32 protein-coding genes are annotated in these 24,674 nt (G+C 62.9%); 19 read left to right on the forward strand and 13 right to left on the reverse strand.

Going from position 1 to position 24,674, the window contains the following annotated elements; genetic code table 11:
- Positions 1 to 9: 9 nt before the first annotated feature.
- A complete protein-coding gene (locus SJY20_RS01155) occupies positions 10 to 285 on the reverse strand; it encodes a hypothetical protein (RefSeq protein ID WP_380784772.1) in 276 nt (91 codons plus the stop codon).
- Between the two features lie 499 nt (positions 286 to 784).
- Between SJY20_RS01155 and SJY20_RS01160 the strand changes: the two genes are divergently transcribed.
- Both SJY20_RS01160 and SJY20_RS01165 read left to right on the forward strand, forming a co-directional pair.
- Positions 785 to 2,167, forward strand: a complete 1,383-nt coding sequence (locus SJY20_RS01160; protein ID WP_380784773.1) for an RNB domain-containing ribonuclease — start codon at positions 785 to 787, stop codon at positions 2,165 to 2,167.
- A gap of 218 nt (positions 2,168 to 2,385) precedes the next feature.
- A complete protein-coding gene (locus SJY20_RS01165) occupies positions 2,386 to 2,910 on the forward strand; it encodes a DUF937 domain-containing protein (protein ID WP_380784774.1) in 525 nt (174 codons plus the stop codon).
- Between the two features lie 160 nt (positions 2,911 to 3,070).
- Here SJY20_RS01165 and SJY20_RS01170 read toward each other — a convergent pair whose 3' ends face one another.
- Positions 3,071 to 3,478: a DUF3597 domain-containing protein gene (locus SJY20_RS01170; RefSeq protein ID WP_380784775.1), complete on the reverse strand. Its 408-nt coding sequence runs from the start codon at positions 3,476 to 3,478 to the stop codon at positions 3,071 to 3,073.
- A gap of 126 nt (positions 3,479 to 3,604) precedes the next feature.
- On the opposite strand from SJY20_RS01170, the gene SJY20_RS01175 reads away from it, so the two are divergent.
- The 4 genes from SJY20_RS01175 to SJY20_RS01190 all read left to right on the forward strand — a co-directional run bounded on the left by SJY20_RS01175 (position 3,605) and on the right by SJY20_RS01190 (position 7,143).
- Positions 3,605 to 4,216, forward strand: coding sequence for a DUF4142 domain-containing protein (locus SJY20_RS01175; protein WP_380784776.1), 612 nt, complete (start codon positions 3,605 to 3,607; stop codon positions 4,214 to 4,216).
- Between the two features lie 604 nt (positions 4,217 to 4,820).
- Positions 4,821 to 5,636: a Crp/Fnr family transcriptional regulator gene (locus SJY20_RS01180; protein WP_380784777.1), complete on the forward strand. Its 816-nt coding sequence runs from the start codon at positions 4,821 to 4,823 to the stop codon at positions 5,634 to 5,636.
- A gap of 538 nt (positions 5,637 to 6,174) precedes the next feature.
- The gene (locus SJY20_RS01185) at positions 6,175 to 6,681 is read left to right on the forward strand and encodes a TIGR02594 family protein (RefSeq protein ID WP_380784778.1); all 507 of its coding nucleotides are present in this window, start codon (positions 6,175 to 6,177) and stop codon (positions 6,679 to 6,681) included.
- A gap of 102 nt (positions 6,682 to 6,783) precedes the next feature.
- On the forward strand, positions 6,784 to 7,143 hold the full coding sequence (locus tag SJY20_RS01190; protein ID WP_380784779.1) for a hypothetical protein: 360 nt from the start codon (positions 6,784 to 6,786) through the stop codon (positions 7,141 to 7,143).
- A gap of 62 nt (positions 7,144 to 7,205) precedes the next feature.
- Here the strand turns inward: SJY20_RS01190 and SJY20_RS01195 are convergent, their stop codons facing one another.
- Entirely contained in the window at positions 7,206 to 7,517 is a 312-nt protein-coding gene (locus tag SJY20_RS01195; protein ID WP_380784780.1) for a polyhydroxyalkanoic acid system family protein, read from the reverse strand.
- Between the two features lie 112 nt (positions 7,518 to 7,629).
- Between SJY20_RS01195 and SJY20_RS01200 the strand changes: the two genes are divergently transcribed.
- Positions 7,630 to 8,379 (forward strand): sulfite exporter TauE/SafE family protein, encoded by a 750-nt coding sequence (locus tag SJY20_RS01200; RefSeq protein ID WP_380784781.1) that lies wholly within the window; start codon positions 7,630 to 7,632, stop codon positions 8,377 to 8,379.
- Between the two features lie 38 nt (positions 8,380 to 8,417).
- On the opposite strand, the gene SJY20_RS01205 is transcribed toward SJY20_RS01200, so the two are convergent.
- Positions 8,418 to 8,651, reverse strand: coding sequence for a hypothetical protein (locus SJY20_RS01205; protein WP_380784782.1), 234 nt, complete (start codon positions 8,649 to 8,651; stop codon positions 8,418 to 8,420).
- 39 nt (positions 8,652 to 8,690) lie between these two features.
- Here SJY20_RS01205 and SJY20_RS01210 point away from each other — a divergent pair, with 39 nt between their 5' ends.
- Positions 8,691 to 9,215 carry a hypothetical protein gene (locus SJY20_RS01210; protein WP_380784783.1) on the forward strand — a complete coding sequence of 175 codons (525 nt, stop codon included), beginning with the start codon at positions 8,691 to 8,693 and terminating at the stop codon, positions 9,213 to 9,215.
- A gap of 14 nt (positions 9,216 to 9,229) precedes the next feature.
- Here SJY20_RS01210 and SJY20_RS01215 read toward each other — a convergent pair whose 3' ends face one another.
- Positions 9,230 to 9,679: a hypothetical protein gene (locus tag SJY20_RS01215; RefSeq protein ID WP_380784784.1), complete on the reverse strand. Its 450-nt coding sequence runs from the start codon at positions 9,677 to 9,679 to the stop codon at positions 9,230 to 9,232.
- Positions 9,680 to 9,705: 26 nt separating this feature from the next.
- Complete coding sequence (locus tag SJY20_RS01220; protein ID WP_380784785.1) at positions 9,706 to 10,245, reverse strand: hypothetical protein; 540 nt, start codon at positions 10,243 to 10,245, stop codon at positions 9,706 to 9,708.
- Positions 10,246 to 10,286: 41 nt separating this feature from the next.
- Here SJY20_RS01220 and SJY20_RS01225 point away from each other — a divergent pair, with 41 nt between their 5' ends.
- Entirely contained in the window at positions 10,287 to 10,769 is a 483-nt protein-coding gene (locus SJY20_RS01225; RefSeq protein WP_380784786.1) for a heavy metal-binding domain-containing protein, read from the forward strand.
- 52 nt (positions 10,770 to 10,821) lie between these two features.
- Here SJY20_RS01225 and SJY20_RS01230 read toward each other — a convergent pair whose 3' ends face one another.
- Positions 10,822 to 11,013: a hypothetical protein gene (locus SJY20_RS01230; protein WP_380784787.1), complete on the reverse strand. Its 192-nt coding sequence runs from the start codon at positions 11,011 to 11,013 to the stop codon at positions 10,822 to 10,824.
- A 170-nt stretch (positions 11,014 to 11,183) separates the two neighbouring features.
- Here SJY20_RS01230 and SJY20_RS01235 point away from each other — a divergent pair, with 170 nt between their 5' ends.
- Positions 11,184 to 12,278, forward strand: a complete 1,095-nt coding sequence (locus SJY20_RS01235; RefSeq protein WP_380784788.1) for an AI-2E family transporter — start codon at positions 11,184 to 11,186, stop codon at positions 12,276 to 12,278.
- Here the strand turns inward: SJY20_RS01235 and SJY20_RS01240 are convergent.
- Positions 12,267 to 12,428, reverse strand: a complete 162-nt coding sequence (locus SJY20_RS01240; protein ID WP_380784789.1) for a hypothetical protein — start codon at positions 12,426 to 12,428, stop codon at positions 12,267 to 12,269. The genes SJY20_RS01235 and SJY20_RS01240 overlap by 12 nt on opposite strands.
- Before the next feature lie 136 nt (positions 12,429 to 12,564).
- Here SJY20_RS01240 and SJY20_RS01245 point away from each other — a divergent pair, with 136 nt between their 5' ends.
- From SJY20_RS01245 to SJY20_RS01265, 5 genes are all read left to right on the forward strand, one after another.
- Complete coding sequence (locus SJY20_RS01245; protein WP_380784790.1) at positions 12,565 to 12,774, forward strand: hypothetical protein; 210 nt, start codon at positions 12,565 to 12,567, stop codon at positions 12,772 to 12,774.
- Positions 12,775 to 12,861: 87 nt separating this feature from the next.
- Positions 12,862 to 13,338 carry a GAF domain-containing protein gene (locus SJY20_RS01250; protein WP_380784791.1) on the forward strand — a complete coding sequence of 159 codons (477 nt, stop codon included), beginning with the start codon at positions 12,862 to 12,864 and terminating at the stop codon, positions 13,336 to 13,338.
- Between the two features lie 322 nt (positions 13,339 to 13,660).
- Entirely contained in the window at positions 13,661 to 13,903 is a 243-nt protein-coding gene (locus SJY20_RS01255) for a hypothetical protein (protein WP_380784792.1), read from the forward strand.
- A gap of 184 nt (positions 13,904 to 14,087) precedes the next feature.
- Complete coding sequence (locus SJY20_RS01260; protein ID WP_380784793.1) at positions 14,088 to 14,357, forward strand: hypothetical protein; 270 nt, start codon at positions 14,088 to 14,090, stop codon at positions 14,355 to 14,357.
- Between the two features lie 605 nt (positions 14,358 to 14,962).
- Entirely contained in the window at positions 14,963 to 15,778 is an 816-nt protein-coding gene (locus SJY20_RS01265; RefSeq protein WP_380784794.1) for an APH(3')-I family aminoglycoside O-phosphotransferase, read from the forward strand.
- A 209-nt stretch (positions 15,779 to 15,987) separates the two neighbouring features.
- Here the strand turns inward: SJY20_RS01265 and SJY20_RS01270 are convergent, their stop codons facing one another.
- Entirely contained in the window at positions 15,988 to 17,133 is a 1,146-nt protein-coding gene (locus SJY20_RS01270) for a diguanylate cyclase domain-containing protein (protein ID WP_380784795.1), read from the reverse strand.
- Positions 17,134 to 17,295: 162 nt separating this feature from the next.
- Between SJY20_RS01270 and SJY20_RS01275 the strand changes: the two genes are divergently transcribed.
- Positions 17,296 to 19,077, forward strand: coding sequence for a putative bifunctional diguanylate cyclase/phosphodiesterase (locus SJY20_RS01275; RefSeq protein WP_380784796.1), 1,782 nt, complete (start codon positions 17,296 to 17,298; stop codon positions 19,075 to 19,077).
- A 262-nt stretch (positions 19,078 to 19,339) separates the two neighbouring features.
- Here SJY20_RS01275 and SJY20_RS01280 read toward each other — a convergent pair whose 3' ends face one another.
- Complete coding sequence (locus tag SJY20_RS01280) at positions 19,340 to 19,717, reverse strand: winged helix-turn-helix transcriptional regulator (protein WP_380784797.1); 378 nt, start codon at positions 19,715 to 19,717, stop codon at positions 19,340 to 19,342.
- Positions 19,718 to 19,807: 90 nt separating this feature from the next.
- On the opposite strand from SJY20_RS01280, the gene SJY20_RS01285 reads away from it, so the two are divergent.
- The 3 genes from SJY20_RS01285 to SJY20_RS01295 all read left to right on the forward strand — a co-directional run bounded on the left by SJY20_RS01285 (position 19,808) and on the right by SJY20_RS01295 (position 21,661).
- A complete protein-coding gene (locus SJY20_RS01285; protein WP_380784798.1) occupies positions 19,808 to 20,413 on the forward strand; it encodes an FMN-dependent NADH-azoreductase in 606 nt (201 codons plus the stop codon).
- A gap of 314 nt (positions 20,414 to 20,727) precedes the next feature.
- Positions 20,728 to 20,949, forward strand: a complete 222-nt coding sequence (locus tag SJY20_RS01290) for a hypothetical protein (protein ID WP_380784799.1) — start codon at positions 20,728 to 20,730, stop codon at positions 20,947 to 20,949.
- Between the two features lie 13 nt (positions 20,950 to 20,962).
- Complete coding sequence (locus tag SJY20_RS01295) at positions 20,963 to 21,661, forward strand: hypothetical protein (RefSeq protein WP_380784800.1); 699 nt, start codon at positions 20,963 to 20,965, stop codon at positions 21,659 to 21,661.
- A gap of 30 nt (positions 21,662 to 21,691) precedes the next feature.
- Here the strand turns inward: SJY20_RS01295 and SJY20_RS01300 are convergent, their stop codons facing one another.
- The 3 genes from SJY20_RS01300 to SJY20_RS01310 form a co-directional block, all read right to left on the reverse strand.
- On the reverse strand, positions 21,692 to 22,573 hold the full coding sequence (locus SJY20_RS01300) for a hypothetical protein (RefSeq protein WP_380784801.1): 882 nt from the start codon (positions 22,571 to 22,573) through the stop codon (positions 21,692 to 21,694).
- 186 nt (positions 22,574 to 22,759) lie between these two features.
- On the reverse strand, positions 22,760 to 23,533 hold the full coding sequence (locus SJY20_RS01305) for a slipin family protein (RefSeq protein WP_380784802.1): 774 nt from the start codon (positions 23,531 to 23,533) through the stop codon (positions 22,760 to 22,762).
- 361 nt (positions 23,534 to 23,894) lie between these two features.
- Complete coding sequence (locus SJY20_RS01310) at positions 23,895 to 24,653, reverse strand: EAL domain-containing protein (RefSeq protein ID WP_380788510.1); 759 nt, start codon at positions 24,651 to 24,653, stop codon at positions 23,895 to 23,897.
- Positions 24,654 to 24,674: the final 21 nt, after the last annotated feature.

Here is a 24,674-nt window from a genome sequence, read left to right on the forward strand (position 1 = left end):
CCATCGCCATCACCGATCGGGGTTTTCGATCGCCGCTATGTCCTGGTTCGACAGGCCTGCATCCTCATCACGAAGGAAGCGCAGGAGATCGTCGACATCCCGTGGACCGAACCGAAGGTCCAGGTCGTCCATCTCGATGCGAGCGGAAGCCCGCTTCTCGGCAGGGAAACCTTCGATGATCTCGACGCAGTCGGCCAGCGTGCCGCGACCTGCGACGCCGTCCTGCTCGGTCGCTTCCTCGGCTGCATAGATCGTCGCCGGCTCGCTCAATGGGTAGGTCGTCATGCGCCCGTCCTGATAATGATCGTCGAGAGGCAACGCGCAAGGCTTCGTAGCGGGCGCAAAGCGGCACAGAATCGCGGTAGGCAGGAACATAGACGTCGACCCACTGTCGGCTGGACCGCGCGCGACGAGCGGCGATCCAAGGGGGGCCGAAACCTCACTTCGTCTGCATCACGGACACCTCGAACGATAACTCTCCCGGCGTGCTTCCTTGTCCGTTCTTGCCCAAACGATCTCGGCCGGCACGGTTCGTTGGAGATCGAAGCGGACCATCGCTTGTACGATGCCCATCGATAGCCGCGTTCGGTAGACCGCTTCGCTTTCTCGAGGGAGGACCCCACCCCAGGAACGAATTGTACACAGGGCGGAGCGACGGCATCGCGCGCTGAAGAAGCGAGACGCTTCGCCGGACGAAGCTCATCCGGTTCCGAACAGACGGCATGCCGCATGTCAACGATTGCTGCTCTTTCCCGCACGATGCCGCCGCGTGTAGACGGGTAGCATGAAAGCACTCGTCGATCCCGATCACGCGCTTGCCGCCGGGCTGGCTGCGATCCGTACTGAATTCCAGGTTCCCACGGGCTTTCCCGAGGACGTGCTGGCAGCCGCCGAACTGGCGGCCCGACGCGCTCCGACGGAGCACGTCGACCGGCTGGATCTCCCCTTCGTGACGCTGGATCCGGCGACCTCGACCGATCTCGACCAGGCGTTCTGCATCGAGGCGAGCGGCAAGGATCTCCTGCTGCGCTACGCCATCGCCGACGTGGCCTGGTTCGTTGAGGCCGGCGATGTCCTCGATGCCGAGGCGTGGCGACGCGGAGAGACGCTGTACCTGCCCGATGGAAAGGCCGGCCTGTATCCCCCGATCCTGGGCGAACATGCGGCGAGCCTGCTGCCGGACGGTCCGCGACCTGCGATCGTGTTCGCCGTCCGCGTCGCACCCGACGGCGGGGTGAAACTCGACGGGGCGGAACGGGCGATCATCCGCAGTCGCGCCAAGCTGGCCTACGACGGCGTCCGCGCCTCCGATCTGCCGCCGCAGATGGACGAGTTGGCGCAACGCATCGGCGAGGCCGAGCGTCGCCGCGGCGCCTCTCGCGTCGATCCGCCGGAGCAGCAGGTGGAAGCGGTACCCGGCGGAGGATTTGCGCTCTCCTTCCGTCCGCGGCTCGTTTCCGAGGACCACAACGCTGCGCTGTCGCTAGCCACCAACCTTGCCGTCGCGGACGCGATGCTCGCGCATCGTACCGGGTTGTTCCGGGTCATGCCCGAACCCGACACGGGCACGGTGACGCGTCTGCGCGCCACGGCGGCCGCCATGAGCATCGCCTGGCCTGCCGAGATGTCGCTTCAAACCTTCGAGCAGGCGCTGCACGCTGAGAAGCCTGCCGACGCTGCGATGATGCTGGCGATCCGGCGTGCTGGTTCCGGCGCAAGCTACGAACCCTATCGGTCCGATACGAAGCCCTGGCACGCGGCGATGGGCGCGACCTACGCCCACGCCACGGCGCCGTTGCGCCGGCTCGCCGACCGGTACGTCGTCATGGCCGCGCTCGCCATCGCAAACGGCCGCGATGTTCCCGACCCTGTCGCCGCGGCGTTCGAGAAGCTGCCGCCCGTCATGGCACGCTCCGGCGCGCGGCAGGGTCAGATCGATAGGGCGGTTCTCGACCTCGCCGAGACAGTGATGCTCGGGGGCGATGTGGGTAAGACGTTTCCCGCGATCGTCGTGGAGGCCGACCCGCGGCATGCCCGCATCCAGTTGCGCGATCTGCCGGTACTCACCCGCATAGCGGCAGAAAGTTTGACTTCGGGCGACCGCATCGACGTGCGGCTCGTCGCGGTCGACGGGGCGCAGAGGAAGATCGACTTCGACCTCGTCTAGATGCGCTGATCGAACGATGTGGTTCTGACCCTCGACGGGTGGGCGAAAATCGGTTGATCACCGTATTGATACCACGCTGCATTCAGCCGGATCCCCGAACTGCAGGCGTTCCGGCTGTAACGACGTCCGCCTTCCGGAATCTGAGCAAGCCTGCCCAATCGCTCCGCATCCTTTGGTGAAGCAGGATTGTTGGTCTTCGTCACGAAAAGGAAACCAACATGAACCTCAACGATCTCCTGCCGGCCGGCGGCATCGAGGCACTTGCTGCCCAGCTTGGAATACCGCGCGAGCAGGCACAGCGCGGCGCCGAAGCGCTGCTGCCTTCGGTTCTTGGCGGCATGGGCGACAACACGTCGCAGTTGGACGCCCATGTAGGCACACTGGGTGGAACGGACCTCGCTTCCAACGTGCTCGGTGTCGAACCGACGCAGGTCGATCGGGGCAATCAGCTTCTCGGCGGCATCTTCGGCTCGAAGGACGTCAGCCGCGAAGTTGCCGACCATGCCGCGCAAGGAAGCGGCCTGGCTCCAGAACTCCTCAGGCAGATGCTGCCGATCCTTGTGATGCTTGTGGCTGGTCATCTGACGGGGCGTGCGGGTGGACAGCCGGGTGGCCTCGGTGGAGTCCTTGGCTCCGTGCTTGGTGGGCTCGGCGGTGCCGGAACCACCGGCGGAGCTACTGATGGGGGCCTCGGCGGTGGCCTAGGTGGTATCCTTGGTTCGATCCTTGGCGGACGGCGATAGGGCGATCCAAAGTCGCTTGGGGCTGGCGACCGAGCCTCGATGCGCTGGCTCCACCTATCGCAGCCGAGAAGGTCCGTCCCGCGACACGTATGCACAAGCAAGACGACGCGGATCAGAGGGGGCGGAGCGGTACATAGTGCTGCTCCGCCCTGGCACCGGGTCAGTTGCGCAGGCTGTCCGGAACGATGCCCCCGTTGTCGGCGAGCTTCTGCATGACAGCCTTGTGCAGGGCGATATTCTGCTCTGCCGAGCCATCTGCCGACGCGTGGACGTTAAGCTCGTCGGCAAGCTCCTTTCGCGCCGTCAGACTTGAATCCAGATCGAGCAGCTTCAGCAGATCGACGATCGAGCTCTGGTAGTTGCCACCGCCATCCTTCATCGCCGCCATCTCGCTGAGGACCGCGCCCACGTCGACGGACTGCTGAGTTGCGGCCGGGGCAGGCTGGGCGGCAGCGGCCGGCGCAGCCTGTGGTGCGGTCTGAGACGTAGCGACGGGAGCCGCGGTGGGCGCCTGATCCGCGGCCTTGTGATGGAAAACCTTGTTCATGATGGTCGTGAAGATGCTCATTGCCGTATCCCGATAAGGCCGGCAGCGGCGCCGGCAGACGGCTAGAACGAACGCGCGTAGTGATCGGTCCAAGCCCGTCCCCGGCGCGGAACGGTGTCGCTGAGGCACGCGTTGAAGTAGACAACGATGAGCGAGCGGATGGAGATGACGATGAACTTCAAGACCCTGACTCTGGTATCGGCGGCAGCCCTGTCTTTGGCTGCATGCGGCAAGAAGGCGAACGATGCGACTGCCGTCGACAACGGCACTTATGCACCTGCGACCGTCACGAACGTCACCGACGCGGGCGGCAACGACGCGATGGCCCCTGCCTCCGGTGGACAGGCTTTCGTAAACACGGCGGCCGCCAGCGACGCATTCGAGATCGAGACATCGAAGCTCGCGGCGACCAACGGCGCGTCCGCTGCGGTAAAGAAGTTCGCGACGAAGATGATTACTGCCCATGAAGGCTCGACTGCGAAGCTGAAGGCCCTGACGTCGACGCTGACGCCCGCCCTGACGCCTGATCCAGCGCTCAATGCCGAGCAGCAGCAGAAGCTGGCTGATCTGAAAACCAAGAAGGGAACGGAGTTCGATGCGGCGTACGCAGCCGCTCAGGTTGCAGGGCATCAGCAGACGCTCGACGCGTTGAGGGCCTATGCCGCGACCGGGGACGTTGCGCAGTTGAAGACCTTCGCGTCCGGCTTGGTGCCTACAGTGGCCGCCCACCTGAACATGGCGAAATCGCTGAAGTCCTGACGTTCGGCTTCGGACGTGGCTCGGAGGTGGACGGGAACGTCTACCTCTCGGACCCACCAGCCCGAGACCCGGTAAAGTCCTGTTTCCAAGTTGTTTGGGGCATTATTCCAACTTGCTGACGTCTGAGAAACGCTCGACAGCCTCTACCGACCGTTGGATCCCCTTGGATGGAGTCCTGCGGTCGCTGCCGTGCCCGCCGGATCCATGCTTCCACGCCGATACCCCAGTTGCTAGGATGACGGTCGCGGGCGGCCCAAGGCGTGGCCCTTCCCAAACGCCCGTGGGTTTTAGAAGCAGCCGCCAGTCATAACGAGCCCTACTCGATGGCCAAATTGCCAAAGTGCCGCGGAGGTCACCGATATTACGATAACGCTGAGATGCGCGAAAGCCTCCGCTTAGACAGACTGGCTGGATGAGCGGATGTCTGGACGAGGGAGAGAACTCCATTGTCCTGAACGCTGCATCTTGGGTCCTTATCGCTCGAATTACGGTTCGACCAGGTTTCACCCCTCTTCCATATGCACTCGCTACCTGCTTCGTGGCGGAGCAACTTGGCTCAAGGCTCGTTAAGGCAGCCTCGGGGTAAAGGCAGGCGGTAGACAGCATGCGATTTGAGCCGTTTCTTCGGAAGCTGGAGGTAGCCGAGCCGTTGAGCCCCTCCGAAAGGCACGCGGCGCTTCAGGTTTGTGTCGATGTCAGACTCGCAAAGCGTCGAAGCGACATTGTCGCGGATGACGCCGTCCCGGACCGGGTCTATATTATTCTGAGCGGGTGGGCGGCACGGTACAAAATCCTACGGGACGGATCGCGCCGGATCACCGCCTTCATGCTACCCGGCGATTTTTCCGACATAGACGCTGCCGTGCTTCAAAGAACGGACCACGGCATCAGTGCGATCACGGACTGCGAAGTGGCTCATGTTCCGGTCGACCGGATGGAGGCGTTCGCAACGGCTACGCCTCGAATCATGCGGGCCATGCGGCGGGCCACCGTCGTTGATGCATCGATCGTGCGACAGTGGTTGGCGGTTGCTGCGCGGCGAAGTGCTCTCGAAACGACAGCGCATTTGTTCGCCGAGCTTCACGCGCGGCTGGATGCTCTCGGTCGCGTTGCTCAGGGCCAGACCGAGTTTCCGTTGACCCAGGAGGAACTTGGAGATGCTACCGGCATGACCGTGATCCATGCGAACCGAACCCTTCGAGAGCTTCGCGAACGGGGATTGATGACCCTTGGCAAAGGTCGCCTTTATGTGCCCGACGTCAAGGCACTCGGTAAGGCTGGTGGCTTCGATCCGCGATATCTTCATTTCAGCAAGCCGGCGTTGCCAACAGTCACGCCTAAGCGCTCAACCGCTGATGCATTCGCTTCCACGCCTGTTCGCCCGAACCCCATATGGGTAGTCTCGGAGCCACGGGTGTAGGTCGGATATCGTCGGATCGCGCTCTGCGCCGCCATTAGGGACGGACCGAATAGCCTGTGCGTTGCCACGGCCTCCGAGATCGCCGTGAGCAGAAGCTGCCATGTCGAGGTGTTCGCACAGATCGTGCTTCTTGAGCTGGGCCAATGGCCTGCCAGTAGTGCACGGTCCTGAAGCGATCAGCCTGGTCGAAGGTAACCAGAGCCCGTTCTGGTCCGATAGATATTCTAGTATATGGTTCGGGCAGCCGCTCGCGGTTGGAGATCGTTCCGAACTCCATTCGGCAGATGACGAATGGCTGCCCCCGAAAGCCGCGCCGCGCGTTGAACGGGCGAGGAGAAGACCATGATCGACGATCCGAAAACCGACGACGAGACCGAGACCGAACAGGCAGAGGAAATGGAGAAGGTGCAGAAGGACGCTGCGGAAGAACGCGAGAACGAAGGCGGCTACCAGTAGGTAGAGGACGAGGTCGGCTCCGCTGCCGGCCTCGTCTGAGTTGCGTTGCCCCGGGGCGTGGTAGTTTCAAAGGCGAACCATTGTGGCAATCGAGCCGACTTGGCTGAAGACAGCACGGGCCAAGCTCGGCACCAAGGAAGCTGCCGGATCGGCGAACAGCTCGACGATCCTCGGTTGGGCACAGCGTCTCGGCACGAAGGTTCTCGGCATGATCTACAATGCCGACAGCGTCCCGTGGTGTGGCGTGTTCGTCGCGTACTGCCTTCAGAATGACGGCATCGATCCTGCTCCGATCGCCGTGCGAGCGACGTCGTGGGCGACATGGGGTCAGGCGCTACGGCCCGAACGGCTAGCGCCCGGCGCGATCCTTGTGTTCGAGCGAAAAGGCGGCGGTCATGTCGGCTTCTACACGGGGGAGGACGCCGCTGCGTATCACGTCCTTGGCGGAAACCAGGGGAATGCGGTTACGACTGCGAGGATCGCGAAGAGCCGATGCATCGCGCGACGCTGGCCCGAAGGTCGGCCCGTCATAGGCAAGCCCGTTCAACTGGCGGCTGGGCCGAAACCGCTGTCCAAAGACGAAGCTTGATGCCGTTCACTTGGCCGCTCAGGCTGCGCTTATCGTCCGTTGCCAATCGGCCTGCGGGGGCTGACGCGCGGCACGCAATGACGCATATCTCGGGACCGCACGATGGCCGGTGAAATCCGCTCGACCAATGAACTGATCATAGAGGTCGCGACGCAAGGCGACGCCGTCTGGTTCGAGAGGAACTCCGACCGTCGTATCCGCATTCGGAAGGCCGTCGTGATGGAATTCAGCCACGACATCGGTCAGGCGCCGGTCGGGATGGAATGGTTCGCCATCGTTCTAGAGGCGCAACCTGGCGCGCGCATGCGTCAGCCTATTGCCCTGCCGATCGGCTTCGACGTCAGCGACATGGATGACAGCGCACTCTTCAGCCTGTTCCAGCAAGCCGCGCCGTCGGGTGCGAAGGATCTGCTGACCAAACTTCGCATGACGAAGCTGCCGGGAGCCGCCAAACCGGCGTGAACCATCGGTCCGAAGCGTTTGCCTGGTTGTCTCAGCTCCGCGAATGACGATCGACGGAAGTCTCATGCCGGCTTGGACAGCATCCTCTCGGCGCTCGTTTTCACGAATTCGCCGATCGGGCCCGCCATCATCGACAGCATCATCGGGATCTTAACGGTCCCGCTGACGATCGTGTCGCCGATCTCGAGGTGGGCGGTGATCTGCTGGCCCATCGCCTTGATTGACAGGGTCAGCCGATTCTCTCCCTGCCAGGCTGGTTCGACGGTGCCGCCGCCAGGGATATGCGCCTCCAGCTTCGGTAGACCTGCCTCGATACGACGCCGAGCCTCCGCCTTGCCAAGGTCGTGAGGAATGTCGAATTGCATGTCGGCCATGATCGCGTGCTCGTTCTGGAGTTGGGTTGCCGGCTAAGCCCCGAATCGCGGGGGTGCAACACTCGGCAGTCGACCGGCTTGCACGGTCGACCAAACCGGCTAGCGGACACAGATGATCACCGACTGGCACTTCTACGCGCTCGCCATCCCCGCGGTGATACTGCTTGGCTTGGCCAAAGGCGGGTTCGCGGGCATGGGCGCGCTGTCGCTACCGTTGCTCGCCTTCGCGATCGACCCGGTGCGCGCGGCCGCGATCACGCTTCCGGTCCTGATCGTCCAGGACATCGTCGGTGTATGGGCCTTCCGGCGCACCGTCGATTGGCGCTTGCTAGGCTGGATGCTACCGGGCGCGGCCGTCGGTATCGCGCTCGGTTATGGTTTCGCTGCCAGCGTGTCCCCTCGCTCTGTCATGGCAGCCGTGGGCGGCATCTCGATCATATTCGGCGCCTACCGCCTCTGGGCGGCGCGCCATCCGGCTCCGCTGGCTGCCGCTCTCTGGCCTGAATGGCTCGGTGCCGTGTTCGGGGTCGCCTCTGGTTTCACCAGCCAGATTGCTCATGCCGGCCAGCCGCCCTTTCAGCTCTGGGTGTTGCCCCGCAAATTGACGCGCGAACTGCTCGTCGGCACGACCGCCATATTCTTTGCTGCGGTCAACTGGATCAAGGTGCCAGCCTATCTTGCGCTCGGTCAGTTCACGGCCTCGAACCTTCTCACCTCGGCTACGCTGTTGCCACTGGCGCTGATCTCGACGCTTGCGGGGGTTGCGCTGGTCCGCCGAGTCTCGCCAGAGCGCTTCTACACCGCGATCTACGTGCTGATGATGGTCGTAGGCGCAGCGCTGGTCTGGGAGGCCCTCGCCTAGCCGAAAGCCGGATCAGCACGCCAACGGCGGCTCGCCAGTCACGGCGCGCTGTCGGGCGCCTCGCCGTCTCCGCGGACCGACAGGCTGTCCGCAGCGGCATCGGTGTCGCTACCGTCCGTCGTCAGCGAATCCGGGGTGTCCTCACTGACGGCATTGATGTCCTCGACACTCGAGCCGTCGGGTGGCGCGACTCCTTTGGTTTCCATGTTACCCTCGACGTACGGTTCGCCGGTGGTCTCACGCTCGATGTCGTTCTTCGGATCGGTCGGCATAGCTATGCTCCTGTCGTTACCTATGCCCAACGCGCTGACATGGGGATCGACCCGGCTGAGCATCGATCGCGGGGTAACAACGCACTGTGTACCGCCTATGTTCTGCGAAACGGCAGGCAGACGAACATGAGAATACCAAGGGCGGCGGCGGAGCGCGTCCCGATCGGCGCGCGGATCGTGAACATCGAGCACATGTCGCGTGCGTTCGTGAAGTACCATTTGGACGACGGGCGTGCGCTGCACCGCTTCACCCGTGAGGAGCCGCATGCCGATCCGCACGACCACCCCTTCGGGTTCGAGACGACGATCCTCGACGGAGGGTATGTCGAGGAGGTTTTCACGTTCGACGAGCACGGGTGGCGGGGGACGCTGGTGCATCGGCTCCCTGGCCAGACGTACTGGGTGGATGCCGTGCATATTCATCGCATCGTCGAGCTACCGCAGCGCGAATGCTGGACCCTGGTGCGCGCCGGTCATCACGAGCGCGAGACGCGGTTCTGGCGGTTCGGGAACCAGGTGAAGTCCCGAGCATGGCACGCAAGGAAATGGATCGCACACGCATGATTTAGCAGGGCGGCTCAGCGCTCGATCGCCACCGTTTTCGCTACGAAGCTCTGCAGCGTCGTGCCTGCGGGAATGGACGCGCTCTTGCCAGTGAAGAACGGCGCGACAAGCACCGTGCCGATAACCGCGCCCGGCTGAACACCGCCGCTATCATCCGTTGAACCGGTAAGTCGTATCGTCCGGTCACCGATGGTTAGATATAGCGGTCGAAGGGTCAGCCTGCCTCCCATCCCCATCGCACCCTTGATGCGTGCGTCGCTCACCTGACCCGTCGCCGGCGTATCGCTCGGGATCGCGACGACGCCATCGATCAGGACATCGTCGGCGGTTCGAAGCGCGACGAGATCACCCTTCACCTGAGTTTTGCTAGAAAGCGGTTGCGCCGTGACCAGTCGCACTGGCGTACCCATGACCAGCGTGAACGAGCGCGCCTGCAGCGTCGTGGGAATCGCGAGCGCGACCATTGCGACCAACGTGGATCGTCGCAGCATCAGGTACCGCTCGACGGACTGAGCACCACGTCGCTGCCGACGAACCCCGCGACGATCTCGCCTGCCTTGATCTTCGCGTTGTTCCCGCGATGGAAGAAGCCGGCAATGCCGGTAAGCAGGATAGCGACGCCCGCGGAGCCGGCTCCCGTACCCTTTGCCGCCATCTCCCCTTCAAGTGGTATCTCGATCTCGCCGAGCTGGATCCGGAGTAGCTTGGCGGTCATGCGTCCCGACTTGCCCAGGCCCCCGGCGTCCTTCGCAGTCGTGACCTGGCCGAACGCCGGCGTGCCGACCGGCACCGCCACTCGCCCCCCGATCTCGATCGCTCGGTTCACCCGGAAGCGGATCAGGTCACCGGGCTGTGCCTTGTCTGTGTTGACCTCCGCGATCGCCATCAGTTCGACGGGTGTGTCCTGCAACAGCGTCAGGCTTGTTGACGACCCGTGCGTCGGTTGCTGAGTGACGACTGGGATGGGTGCGGTCGCGACTGGCGCGGCCTGCGCAAGAACAAGCACGATCGCGGTATAGTGCAATGGCATATGTTGCCCCCCTGAGCGCAAGATTGCCGACGCTGCGACGTATGCGCAAGGCCGTTGCGAACGCACTGGCATTCATGCAGACTTTCGGTCCGCCGGCAGGGGGCCCGGTGCCAGGGGAAGAACTGATGATACGTGTCGCAGCATCGATTGCGTTAGCACTTGTACTGGCCGCGTCGCCTGCGGTTGCGAAGGACAAGGCTGCCAAGACCTATGTGGTCGTGAACGCGGATGTCGGCGTGCCGGTGTTCCCTTATGACCTTACGGACCGACCTTACGAAGTCGTCGGCGAGGTGAAGGCGGGGGTGCGCAAGGCGAGCGTGTTCAGCAAGGAAGCGTCGCAGAAGAAGATCTATGAAGAGCTTTGGGAGCGCGCCGAGAAGCTGCATGCAGACGCTGTGGTGAACGCGAAGTACGGGGATTCGCATGTCTCCGCGCTAAGCTGGGGCAAGACGAACGCCACTGGTACCGCAGTTCGCTTCAAATCCTCCGGCACGCTTCCGGCGGCAGCTCAGCCGCCCCGATAACCGGGCCGTCAGTTGGGCGGCAGTGCGGGGTCGAGACCCCGCGCTGGTCGGCTCAGATCGGATGAGCGCCGCTCGTGCCGCACTTCGCGAACTTGCCGTTGGCGCTCTTGCACCGAATGATCTTGGCCGGTGCTTTCGGCGGGCATTTCGCGAACCTGCCTTTGGCATCCTTGCACGGCGCCCCGAGAGCGGGTCCGCCGACGAGCAATGACAACGAGGCGGCGGCGAACAGCAGTCTACGCATCCTGCAGTCTCCTGCCCGCAGGTCGGGCCGCTCCAAACTGCGTCGGCTCTCGCCGCTCGTTAACGGTTGCGTCGCGCGACTAGCTCGACGACGCCGCCGGATCGGTACGCTTGGTTGGCCAAACGCAAGCACGCCCCTAGAACAAGCGTCCATCCAACAAGGACTGATCGATGCACGCCACCACTACGCTGGCCCAGGTACGTGCTCGGGTTGCCCTCGCTGCGGTCGTGGCTCTCGCCGCACTGTGGATAGGCTCCGCGTTCGTTCCCGCCATTCTGTGGGCTGGTGTAGTAGGGATCGCGGTCGAGCCACTGCGCCTTCGCATGCTGCGCCGTTGGCCGGGCCATGACATGCTGATCGCCGGGCTGATCACGCTCGCTGTGGTTGCGATCGTCGTGGTCCCGCTGGTCATTGCCGTCACCCGCGCTCTCATCGAGGTGGAAGGGATCACCCACTGGATCAACGACGCGCGCGCCCACGGTGTGCCGGTCGCTGCCTGGGTCGCCAATCTGCCGGTTGGTTCGACGCAGGTATCGGCATGGTGGACGAACCACCTGGCGACCCCTGAGGGTGCCGCAGAGCAAATCGCCCGGCTCGACATGGGCACGATCATCGAAAAGTCGAAGTCGGTAGGGCATAACATCGTCGAGCGTGCGGTGGTGTTCGCGTTCACCGTGCTCATGCTGTTCTTTATCGTCCGCGACCACGACGCGATCAGCGCTCAACTCAGCCGCGCGATTGACCGTGCTTTCGGGGATGCGGGCATACGTATCGGTCGGCAGATCAACCTTTCGGTGCGCGGCACCGTCGACGGCGTCGTGCTTCTAGGGTTGGCTCAGGGCGTCGTCATGGCCGTGATCTACGCCTTTGCCGGCGTGCCGCATCCGATCCTGCTGGGCCTTTTGTCGGGCGTCGGCGCTATGGTGCCGTTCGGTCTGATTGCGGTCATGCTGATCGCGCTGGCGCTGTTGGTCATCCAGGGAGCCATCGTGACCGCCATGGTGGTCGGCGTCGTCGGCGGCGTCATGTCCTTCGTGGTGGATCACACCGCGAAGCCCGCGCTGATCGGCGGAGCAACCAAGCTCCCGTTCGTCTGGGTCCTTATAGGCATCATCGGCGGCGTGGAGACCATTGGCCTGCTTGGTCTCTTCGTGGGCCCCGCCGTCATGGCTGCCTTAGTTCTGATATGGCGCGAATGGGTTGCCGGCGATGCAGTCGGAATGGCTTCCGGTACATCGGCTGCCATTTCCCACCTAGGTCAGTGACGACTTCCGCTGGGGCGCTGCCTCTCCCTCACTGCTGGTCGTACCTCTGTTGAGCGTGTCGCTTGGTCGACGGGCATCGCCATCATGCTGACGTTCGGTTGAGCGGTTCGGCTTGTCAGTTTCCTGCGTAGGCTTGATCGGGTCGGTCATGATCGCTCTCCTTCGTATGCGGAACCGCCCGTAGCGAACACCGTTCCACCATCGCTCGGCCCCGCGACGCTCGTCCGCCAGAGTGGCACTTATCGAGCCGTCGCCCGTTGCGTCTGTCCACCCCGGGAGATGCGTGTTGACGAAAGATCGTATTGTCGCGGTGGGCCTTCTTACCCAGCGCGACCTCGACGTCCTCGGCACCGGTTTCCACCGACTCTTCTCGGTTGATGTCGATGAGGACGAGGATGGTGGGTTCGCCGATCTCATAGCGCAGCTTGATCGGATCGATGCGATCACGCCCGATCCTGAAGCGCCGCCGGCGGTAAAGCGGTATTTGAAAACATAAGGCTGCGCCGAGCAGGCCTCTTTCGGATACCGCCGACGATTCGCCACCATGAACGATTGCCGCTATGGAATTGGCAGGGGGGCGCGGATGATTGAAGAACTTACAGTTGGCGCCGCGCAACACGGCGACGCCGACGAGATCCGAGACATTCTAGCGGAAGTTGCCGCGCTCACAGGCATGGGATTTGTCGCGGTCGCTCGGGTGACGGAGGCACGCTGGATAGCCTGCCAGGTGCTGGACCAGATCGAGTTCGGCATGTCGCCGGGAGACGAACTCCGTATCTCCACGACTATCTGCAACGATATCCGCCAGTCTGGAAAAGCCGTAGTCATCGATAACGTGGGTGATCACCCGAAGTGGCTGACCCACCCTGCGCCTGCGCTTTACGGCTTCAAGAGCTACGTCTCGCTGCCGGTCGTTCTGGCGGACGGCTCGTTTTACGGCACGCTGTGCGCCATCGACCCGCATCCACGGAAGCTGAGCACGCCCGATCTCGTGCCGGTGCTCGAAGGCTATGCCGCCCGGGTCGCGAAAATCGTATCGGAACGGCCGTCACAATGGTGATGGCCTCAGGCGGCGCGACGTTCGTCGCACTAATAGTCTGATGTGCAACCGCGCGCGCAACCGCAGCGAACCCGAGACACTGATCGAGCGGTTTGGCGGCGGGTGGCTCACCGACAAGCCGATGGACAACTGTTTCGATCCCGTCGAGCTGGCGCCACGCATTCGGGCCTAGTCGGCCCGCAGCGAAGTCGGCGCGACCGGACTCGATGTGATGAGCCGGGACCTGCTCGTCAGAGGCGCCGCGTACCCAATCACGAACGTCCGCGACCTGAAGCGCTGGCGACAGCGCCTTGAGAACCCGGCCGGCCGATGCCTGATTCCGTTGACCGAGTTCTGCGAATGGACGCCCTGCACGCACGATGTCGGCGGCGGCAAGCCGATCAAGGGCGAGATGTGGTTCGATGTGATCGACCAGGACGTGTTCGCGATTGCGGGTGTGTGGCAGCAACTCGGCGATCAGCGCTGGTTCGCGATGATGACGTGCGATCCGAACGAACTCGTGGCGCTGATCCATCCGAAGGCGATGATCACGATACTGCACGCCGACGATCACGAACGTGGCTGACGGGTAGCTACGACGATGTGGCCGCCTTGCAGCGGCCGTACCCCGCCGAGCGGATGACGGTGCGGGGACCGGTGTTTCCGACCCGCACGTTGAGACTCCCGAGCTAAGGCAAGCTGGAACAAATCGAGGTGTTCGCCGGTATCAGTTTCCGGCTTCGAAGCCGCTTATCGAAAGGGTGATTACCATGAACAAGACACTCGCTGTGGTAATCGCAGCCGGCCTCGTCTCACTGACCGCTTGTAACTCCAGCCCGCGTGAGAATGCTGCAGATGGCATCGAAGCGAACACTGAGGCTGTTGCAGACAACCTCGAGGACGCGGCTGACAACGCTGGTACGACCGCTGCCGATAATGGCCTTGAGAACAAGGCCGATGCGGTTCGGGCGACGGGGCAGAACCAGGCCGACGACATGCGGACCAACGACCCTGACACCAACCTGTCGAACGGGATCTAAGCCGAACCGTTTTCCGTGAACAGACCAGCCGCTCCCAAGCGCGGCTCGGACTGGAAGGGCGCCCGACATAGTCGGGCGCCCTTTTTCTGTTCATGCGTATCGGCTGACTTCGCGCGGTTGTCGTGCTCGCGATCCCAGCTCGTCAAGTGCGAGCCAGTCCGGGATACCCGTCGTCTAACTCCGGCGCATGTTCGGATGCCTCATACCGGATCGTCCATTGCGGGTGGCCCTCGGGCGAGAGCACGATGTCGGGCAAGCCGACCGGATCGGATCCCGTCTCAACCCAACCCGCGGGCTTTGGGTCCTGACGATCACGTCAGCTTCCTACCATTCGCGGCCGATCGATGGATCGGCCGGGCATCCTGAAACCGGCCGTTTCACCAACTCGCAGCATTCCGTCTCTCCATGTCCGACGGACCGTATTGAGAAACGTGATCGGGAACAGGTTTCGGGAAACGGCACAACTCGAGGCATCGGAGACCGATCCTGCCTTGGCTGTTCGGTTGGAGGTTCGTTGTCGGGAAGCCGAAGACACGGAACGTCCTCACTGCTGGGCTACCCTCAGCCAACCTCGGTTGCCATAAGGCGTCGCAGAAGGATGAGGGATGATGGATTTAGATCGGGAAGAGGCATGCGCAGCCATACCGCTGCCGGCTAGTATGTCCGCACCCTTGGTAGGATATGAGTGGGCGCGCGATAACGTGGGGGGATCGGGCGGTGCCGTTTACCGCCTGCATGGCAAGATCGGTGCGCCTGACCTGTTCCTCAAGCATGGTCGAAGCTCCGTCGCTGGCGACATAACCGACGAAATGGTCCGATTGCGTTGGCTGGCAAGGTACATGCCCGTCCCGGCCGTCGAAGGCTTCGTCGCAACGCAGGACGAGGCATGGCTGCTGATGACGGCAGTGCCCGGACAGACCGCATACCAGCTTCTGGAGGCGCAACCCGATGCCGGTGTTGAGATAGTCGATGCGCTCGCGACGTTTCTGCGGCGTCTACATGCCATCCCGATCAGCGAATGTCCCTTCAACAGCGATCACGCCTACCGCCTTTCACGGGCGCGTGAACGCATCGACGCGGGTCTGGTCGATGAAGACGACTTTGACGGCGAGCGCGAAGGCTGGACGGCGGAGCAGGTTTGGAAAGCGATGCAGTACCTGCTGCCGATGTCCTCCGATCCCGTCGTCACGCATGGCGACTTCTCGCTCGATAATATCCTGATGCTCGATGGTGAAGTGGTCGGCTGCATCGACGCCGGCAGGGTCGGTATCGCGGACCGGTACCAAGATCTGGCTATATTGTGGAATTGCCTCGGGGAGATCGATGCGTCGCTGCGAGCCCGGCTTATTGAACGGTACGGCATCGCAGAGGCCGACGAGCGCAAGCTCCAGTTTCACCTTTTGCTGGATGAAATGTTTTGAAGCCCGGCAGCGAGGCCTACGGAGGCGCACTCTACGATGTTTGCCGGTAAGCAGATTTCCGAACTTTTCGAGAAATTTGGCGTGCCGTTGGGCAAGGGGAATGCGTGCCCCATGAACCCGCCTCGACATGAACGAAGGCCGAAGTTGGGAAGCCGAAATCACCCGTGAACGTCCACAACTGGGTCTTCAACACATGGACTGAGCGCAGCCTACAAGCCGGCGACCTTCGGCGTTGCCAATTCAGACAAGGCTGCGCTCGAGGCAACGCCACCGCCCGCTCGCTTTACGCGGTACAGCGTCGCATCAGCTGCTTCGATCAAAGCGTTCAGCGACGTGCTGTGCGGCGGCGATGTGGCGTACCCGAGGCTGACGCCGATCTCGATGGTTTCGCCGTCGATCAAATAAGGTGCGGCGATGACGCGAGCCAGGCGCCGGGCGAACAATTCGGCCTCTCCTGCGTGATCGATGCCGGCTTGCACGACCGCGAACTCGTCACCGCCTAGGCGGGCCGCGATGTCACCGTCGCGCACTACCGCGGCAATGCGCGTGGCCAGTTCGCACAATAGCGCATCGCCGACAGGGTGACCGAAGCGATCGTTGACCGGCTTGAAGCGGTCCAGGTCAAGGCAGTGCATAGCCACCATCGGCACTTGACGGTGGGCGTTCAGCAGGTCGCCGAAGGCTTCGCGAAGACCAAACCGATTTGCCAAGCCGGTGAGTGCGTCATGCCGCGCGACCATCGACATCTCGTTGCGCAACGCGAGCTGCTCGCGGGCGAGCCGATATGCGTACCGGATTGTCTCCAGGCTGCCGACGAGGAATGCCAGGAACATCGCCGCTAGGATGAGATGGCCGATGCCACCCGCAGATGCCGCGGTCAGCGCAACTGGCAGGGTAGCCAGCGTAACGCAGGCGGCGCAAACCCGCGGCCGGATATAGCCTCTCGCGACCGCTCCCGAGCAGAAGCCGAACAGGAGCCCCGTCGTCAGCAGTTGCGGAATCGGCTGAGGCGACAGGAAGCTGGTCACGCCGAGCAAGGCTAGCGATGCGGCGAAGGACAGCGTCGACAGTGCCAGGCGGAATTGCCAGGTGCCGCTGGCATGGCGTTCTTTGCGTAGACCAGAAGGCTGTCGGCGATAAGCCAGGATCACGCCTAGACGAGCTGCAGAGGCTGTCATTCCGCCAACAACAGCTATCCAGGATAGGGCGCCGCCGATCTCCAACGCGCAATAAGCGCCGACCGCGAGAAATATTGCCGACATGATAGCCGCAGGCACGAGCATCGTGAACGAAGCGGCGATCAGCTCGACATAGACCGCTGTGGGCTCAGGCTTGCCAGGTTCAAAATAGTGCATCCGCTACGTTAGCATCGCCAGATACAGAAGGGGTTAATTCGCAATAACCGGATGGTGCTCAGCAGCGTCCTGAACCATTGAGCTAATTACGCACGCTAGCTCCGTCGGCGCGGCCAAATCCTTAATCTTTCGAACCGTACGCGGTACGCGAAGGAAATCTCAATGCGCGACCATCACGAAGAGGCTCGGCTCGGTGCCTTGTACCAGCTGAACCTGCTGGATACGTCGCCGAGCGAGAGCTTCGACCGCGTTACGCGCATGGCCAGCCAGATCTTCGGCCTTCCGGTGGCGGCGATATCGCTCACCGATCGCGACCGCCAATGGTTTAAGTCGCGTGTCGGCATCGAGCACGCCGGCATCCCGCGCGAAAAAGCGCCTTGCGCGCAGGTCGCGGAGTCCGCCGAGCTGCTGGTCATCGAGGACTTTCAGGCAGACCCTTATTATGCCGATAGCGTGCTGGCGCGTGCAGGCACCCGCTTCTATGCTGGCGCGCCTTTGGTCACCAGCGATGGCTACGGTCTTGGATCTCTCTGCGTTCTCGGAACGGAGCCGCGGCAGGCGTCGTCGGCCGAGCTTGCGGCGCTAGTGGATCTTGCCGCCATGGTCATGGGGCAGATCGAGCTGCAGCATGCGTTCGGTCGGATCGATCCGGTCAGTGGAATGCCGACCAGGAACCAGTTTCGCGAGGACTTGATGGACGTGGCTCGGGACCAGCCCGGCGAGCAGCGGTTCGCGGTCGTGGTCGATCTAGCGCGCGACGATCAGATCGGCAGGATCACGCGGGTGATGGGTGCCGCTCGCGTCGATGCATTGATCCGGGAGGCGGCGCTTGCGCTGCGTCTCGCGCTGGGGGCGAAGCAGACCGCCTATCAAATCGGAGCGGCGCAATTTGCATTCCTGGCTCCGCCGGGGGTCGAGCAGGCCGAATATGTGGGTCAGCTGCAGGCCAGCTTCCAGTCCATGCGCGCATCCTCGTCGGTCCGCTTCGTCACCAACGTTGCGGTCGGTGTGCGGTCCTTCGCCTTAGGAAGCATTTCGGCGGATGACGTCTTGAGCGGTGCGGCGAGCGCGGCGCAGGACGCCCGCAGCACCGACGGTTCGGTGGCGCTCTATTCGCCTACCAACGATATCGTGCACCGTCGGCACTACCGGCTGCTGCAGGACTTTGGCGTGGCGCTAGAAACCAACGACCAGCTCCGGCTCGTCTATCAGCCGCGCATCGCGCTGGCGACAGGGTGCTGCGTCGGCGCCGAGGCTCTGTTACGTTGGTCGCACCCCAGCCTGGGCGACGTGTCACCGGCCGAGTTCATCCCAATCGTTGAACAGACATCGCTTGCGCGGCCGACCACGCAGTGGGTGCTCGATCAAGCTATGGATCAGCTCGCATCGTGGCAGCAGGCAGGTTTGCGAATGACCATGTCGGTCAACATATCCGCCGCCAATCTCGGGGAGGCAGACCTCATCCAGCGGATCCAGCTGGGGCTGTTGCGGCGGAACCTGCGGTCAAAGCAGCTGGAGATCGAACTGACGGAGAGCGCGATCATGGACCAGCCCGACAAAGCACTGGTCATGCTGCACGAACTCGCTGCCGCCGGCGTTTGCCTCGCGATCGACGATTTCGGCACTGGGCATAGTAGTCTGAGCTATCTGCAGCGCCTGCCGGCGCAGGTCGTGAAGATCGATCAGGCCTTCGTCCGCAACATCACGGAGCCAGCCGGGCCGGATTTCGTGCTGGTCGAGACAATGATTGGCCTAGCTCACCGGCTGGGCTACCGCGTCGTCGCGGAAGGCGTCGAAACGCGCGAAGCCGTGCAAGTGCTGACCGACGTCGGCTGCGAAGAGGCGCAGGGCTTCTGGCTGGCGCGCCCGATGGAAGCGCCGCAGTTCGCAGAGTGGATGGAAAATCGCAGTTCTCATAACTTGATTTTGCCGAACGCGGCTTGAATTGCTGCCGCGCCAGAAGGGGCGTACGGCTCACAACCGAACGGTCCTTGCTGCGTATCACGCCGTCGCAAAGCGGAAGGACCGCTCGCCGTCACTAACGACCATCCACTGCCGGATCCGCTGGTCGAACCAGTCGTAGAATCTCGATGAACAAACGTCTGATGTCGGGAAGCCGCAAGCGGGCCTTAAGTGGCCGTTTATGGGTCGTCTCGCCGCTGGGTAGCAATGCCGCCAAGGTTCGGTACCTGCGGGTTTAGGCGGGCTATTGGCTGTCTCTCGCCTCGTCAAACGCTGACCGGTTGCCTTCGATTTCCGCGATGTGTGCGCCGGCCCAGTATCCGAGTTCGCGGATCGGATCGGCCAACGATCGGCCAAGAGCGGTGAGGGCGTACTCCACCTGAGGCGGCACGGTTGGGTGGACGGTGCGGGCCACCATGCCATCGCGTTCAAGCGCACGCAGCGTTCGGGCGAGCATCTGTTGGCTAATGCCGCCGATGGTGCGCTTGATGTCATTGAAGCGCCGCGGCCGCTCCGTGAGCGTCATCACAATCATGACGCTCCACTTGTCGCCTATGAGGCTGAGAACACCGCTGAACCGTTTGCATTCGACGTGAATCGGCTCGGGGGTGGTCAGCTCCATGTGACTAGGTCCTGCGAAAATGCCTTCTTGGCGGGGGGCTTAAGGTTACATAGCTGGTCTAGGTCACTTTTCCAGACCGGAGCTGAGCCTATGAACATTCTGCACATCGATGCCAGTGCGAGCGAAAGCGCTGTCTCGCATACACGCCGCCTCTCCAGTGAACTCGTCGAGCGGCTCAAAACCGCCAATCCCGGCGCAACAATCGTGTACCGCGACCTCGTCGCCAACCAGCTTCCCCACGTGGACATGACGATCCGGCATGCCTGGACGGCCGAGAACATCGGAGACACCAAGCTGGCCGAAACGATGAGCCGATCAAAGGCGCTGGTTGACGAGCTCAAGGCGGCGGACGTGGTGGTTGTCGGCTCGCCCATGTACAACTTTACGGTGCCCTCGACGTTAAAGGCGTGGGTCGACCATGTAGCGATCGCCGGGCAAACCTTCAGCTACACAGCCGAGGGGCCACGCGGCTTGCTGAGCGGCAAGGTCTATCTCGTCCTCTCATCGGGCGGAGTTTATTCCGAAGGACCGTTCGCCGCGTACGATCATCTGTCGACTTACCTCGAGGCGATCTTTAACTTTCTTGGCATCCTGGACGTCGAGGTGATCCGAGCGGAAGGCATCGCTTACGGACCGGAGCAGGATCAAGCCGCGATGGCGAGCGCCGCTCAAAAAATAGGGGCGATTGCTGCCTGACCAGGTCGACAGCGAAGCCAGCCACGGAGATCGGGCCGTGGCTGGCCACCAGATTGGAACTTTGGAATAGACCTGAACAAACGGCCGGTTCTGGAGCGCAGCGAGTCCACTCTAAATGACGGGTTCTGGGTCCTCGCGGACGCGGTAGGCACGTTAGCGTTTGCGGCCGTATGCCTTATGCCCGCACCGAACGTGCAGCTGAGTACGGAGCGCAAATGAAGTCCACTGATCTAAGGAGGAGCGCGTCTCGGACCGCGTGGTGGAAGCCGGAACGGCTTACCTGGCTCTTGTGGGCCATGGTTGCATGCAATGCCGTGATTCTCTGGCTCGCCAAGGACGGCCCGCGCGGGGGCTTCAACAGCGACGCGGCAGGCAATGGATTGGCGAGAACCTTCCAAGAACTATTCGTCATGGTCGGCGCGGGCCTGGTCGGCATTGTGGCGCTCCTGTTTCTCGTCATCAGAAACCGCGGCATCAGGATCGCGCTACTTTGCCTCCTGGCCCTTGTCGGCCTGTTTGCATCGGCGCTGCTGTGATGAGGATGGTATGATGATTTGGCGTGCATCGATCGTCCTTGCCGCGATAGCACTCATCTTTCCCAGTGGTTGCGGAGCCAGTGCGCCAACGGCTGCCAGCCCAGTCGATGCCGGCACGACCCTGGCCAAGCTGACCTATCCAGCGGAGATGGACGCCGTCGCGATGACCTATGCGTTCACGACGGATGTCGCAGCGACCTACCGAGCGGACGCCAATTTGCATGCGCTGGACGTCAAGCATCCAGGGCTCGTGGACGCGATGGTTGCGGCGCTGCTGCTCGAGTACCGCCGGGCCCGCGACACAGCCTTGCCACGTCTGTGGGCACGGATAGGCGCGGCTTACGCTGGCAGGCTCAATGCCGTCGAGCTTCGCCAAGCCGTCGCCTTTTTCGATAGCCCGGCCGGACACCGGATTGTCGAACTAGCGATTCAGGGGATCGCGGCCGCCCCACCACCTGAAAACGGCGCCGGCAATACTGTCATCTATCCTGCCGAGCCCACCCGCGAGGACGCGATGGCGCAAGCGACGTTCGACGCCACGTCAGCAGGTCGGAAGCTGGCCGCCATGCGCACGGAGGTGGCCGCAATCAACAACGACTGGAGCACCAAGGCCGCGCCCGACCAAGCTACCGCGAGCGCTGCCATGTCGAAGATCATCGCCCGGTTCGGGGTGTCCGCCAGCGACTTTTCTCAGGCCGCCGGGCACCGATAATCACTTAGCGGTGGTGATGAAGTCCGGGACTCAGCTGCCTGAGCTCGAACCCTTTGCATTGTTCTGCCGCGTGAATGTCATCGTATGACCCTCGCGCACGATCGTCAGGATGCTCGCGTCCGACATCACCTGCCAACCAGCAGGGTCGATGTCTGTCCGACGAGTGCTAGCAGTCGGTACCAACGTGATACGATTGTGGTCCACGGTCCAACGCCCCCGTGCGGTCTCGTCCAGGGAGCCGACCGTCAGATAGTATTCGAAAGTGCCGTCGACCTTGAGCCAAAGGCCAGCGACGAGCTCCATCTCCCGGTGGAAATACTGGCCCGCTCGACCACTCGCCACCGCGGTTGCAAGCGGTACGATCGGCGGCGGCGGTTTCGCTTCCTCCGCGACGAGCGGACCCAGCGCCTCGATGACCCGCGCGCGCCGCGCCGGCTCGACCTTGGCGTTGTCGAGATTGTAGCTCAGCGCCTCGGCGTCGGCATAGCCCTGGCTGGCGAGTTGCGCTGCTGGCTTGGCGTCCAGCCCGACCTTGAGCAGCTTGAACACTGCACGTGCCGCCTCGGCGCCAGGCACTTGGAGCATCACGCCATAGGTGCCCTGCCGCAGGTCGGCGAGGGCGCACAGATGGTCGCGCAGCACCGAGAGCGGCGTGTCCTTGACGATCGGCTGGAGGTTCGGCGTCTCCGCGACCATCGGCGCGATGTCGCCGTTCGCCTTGCGACCGACCGCGTGGGTATAACGATACGAGCCAGCCTCACAGTCGATCTCCTCCGACGCGTCGAAGCTGACGTAACCCTCCGTGTCGGGAGCGGGCAGGTAGATGTGCGTGCGGGCACGGCGCGTGCTCTTGTCGAGGACGACCGTGCTGGCGTCGAAGGTTACGACGTAAGCCTCGTGCGCCAAGATCATGCGCTCATCGTCCGGTACCGGCATGGCGGCAACGAACAGCGCGCCAGCGAACGGCAAGGACGCGAAGCGACACACGGCGCGCAGAACCGGACGTGTCATGTGCGCCAAGCGACGCGACGCTGCGCCGGTTCTTCTCTCACAGCGCCGCAGATCTGACATGTCCGCTCCTGAACAATTCCATGCTCGTCAGTCGGCTGACGTAGGTGGCAGGCCGGCGATCTTCTGGGCCGCATGGAGAAGCTCGACCGGCAGCATGGCGATGATCGTGCTGTTGTGCTCGACGCCGATCTCGGTGAGCGTCTGGAGACGCCGCAACTCGAGCGCACCTGGCGCGGTACCGATCATCGTCGCCGCCTCGGCGAGCTTCTGCGCCGCTTCATTCTCGCCTTCCGCCTTGATGATACGGGCACGCTTCTCGCGGATCGCCTCGGCCTCGCGCGCGATCGCGCGTTGCATCTGCTCGGGAATGTCGACGTCCTTGATCTCGACAGCGTCGATCTCGATCCCCCACCGCCCGGCTGCGCTCGCCAGCAAGTCCAGCAGGCGCTTGTTGATCCCGATACGATCCTTGAGCATCTGATCGAGGTCGCTCTGGCCGATGGCGTCGCGCATGCCAGTCTCCGCCGCCTGCACGACCGCCGACTGATACGCCTCAACCGAGGTGACGACACGCGCGGGGTCTGCGGCGCGGTACCAGAGCACAGCGTTGACCCGCACTGCGACCCCGTCGCGCGTGATCGTCTCCTGCGTCTCGAGCTGCACTGTGACGGTGCGGATATCGACCTTCACGACGCGGTCGATGAAAGGGATCAACCAATACCAGCCCGGGCCTTTGGTGGTGCCGAGCCGGCCGAGCCGGAACAGCACCGCGCGCTGATACTCCTGGTTCACGCCAAACGTCTTCGACGCCAACCCAAGGAGGATGATCAGCGGAATGACCAGAATGAACAGGTAAGGCATCTGACGCTCCGGGCGGCCCGCGCGATCGGCGCCGTCCGCGACGATAGGGCAGGAGAGGGGGAATGATCCAGCCCTGACCCGACGACGGCTAGCGCTTGAACAGCGACTGGGTTGATCCCCTTCGTCCCAATGTTCGCCATTCAATGCCCGCTCGGCGGCAGCTTTACGGCGCGTTCCACCGAGATGAACAAATGTCTGAAGTTGAAGATCGCGAAGGGGGCGCTGAGTGTCTGGAATGGGCGATAGCGGTCGTTTGGTTTATTGCGCGCCGAATGTGCTGCCGTGATGGTTCGACAAGAATGGGCTAAGCAATGATCGAGCCCTATCGTGATCGCGAGGAGTGCGCTTACTTGCGATGAAGTTACCATGCGATTGAGCCGGTGGAAATCCCCGGTAGCCGTTCGATCGCAGGCCGCGCGTACCAGTAACCTTGGTGATAGCGCACGCCAAGGTCTCGTAGAGTCGCCGCCTCGGCTGCGGTCTCAATCCCCTCGGCGATCAGGATCGTGTCAAGCTCGCGACACATCGCCACTACCGCGCGCACAATCGCACGACAGCGGGCGCTGCTATCGATTCCGCGCACCAGTTCCATGTCCAACTTGACCTCGTCGGGCACGAACCGCGCGAACATGCCCAGCCCTGAATGGCCCGCGCCAAAATCATCGATCGCGACTAAGAACCCGATCTGCTTGTAGGTGTCGATGATCGAGGCAACATGATCAGGGGATCCCATTGCCTCGTTCTCGGTGAATTCGAAGATCAGCCGGTCGACCGGCAATCCCGCCGCGCCGGCCGTTCTCAGCGTCAGCTGGATGCATGCCAGCGGCGAATACACGGCGTTTGGCAGAAAGTTGATCGATAGCTTCGCATCACCGGACATGATGCCCGCCGCCATCGCACTTTCGATCGCCTGGACGCGGCACGCTTGATCGAACGCGTAGCGATTGGCGTCCGTGACTTGTGCCAGCACGCTGGCAGCGCCTGCGCCGTCGACACCGCGGATAAGCGCTTCGTATGCGAAGGGAAGGCCACGGTCGGTGTCGACGATGGGCTGAAATGCCATCGTGAACGGAATCTCGAAGTCAGCGCCATCACGGCATCCGCTGCAGATTTTGCGCATTTCCATGTCGATGATATGGCA

Origin of the sequence: Sphingomonas sp. R86521, from assembly GCF_042466235.1 — a bacterium.
Taxonomy (GTDB): domain Bacteria; phylum Pseudomonadota; class Alphaproteobacteria; order Sphingomonadales; family Sphingomonadaceae; genus Sphingomonas.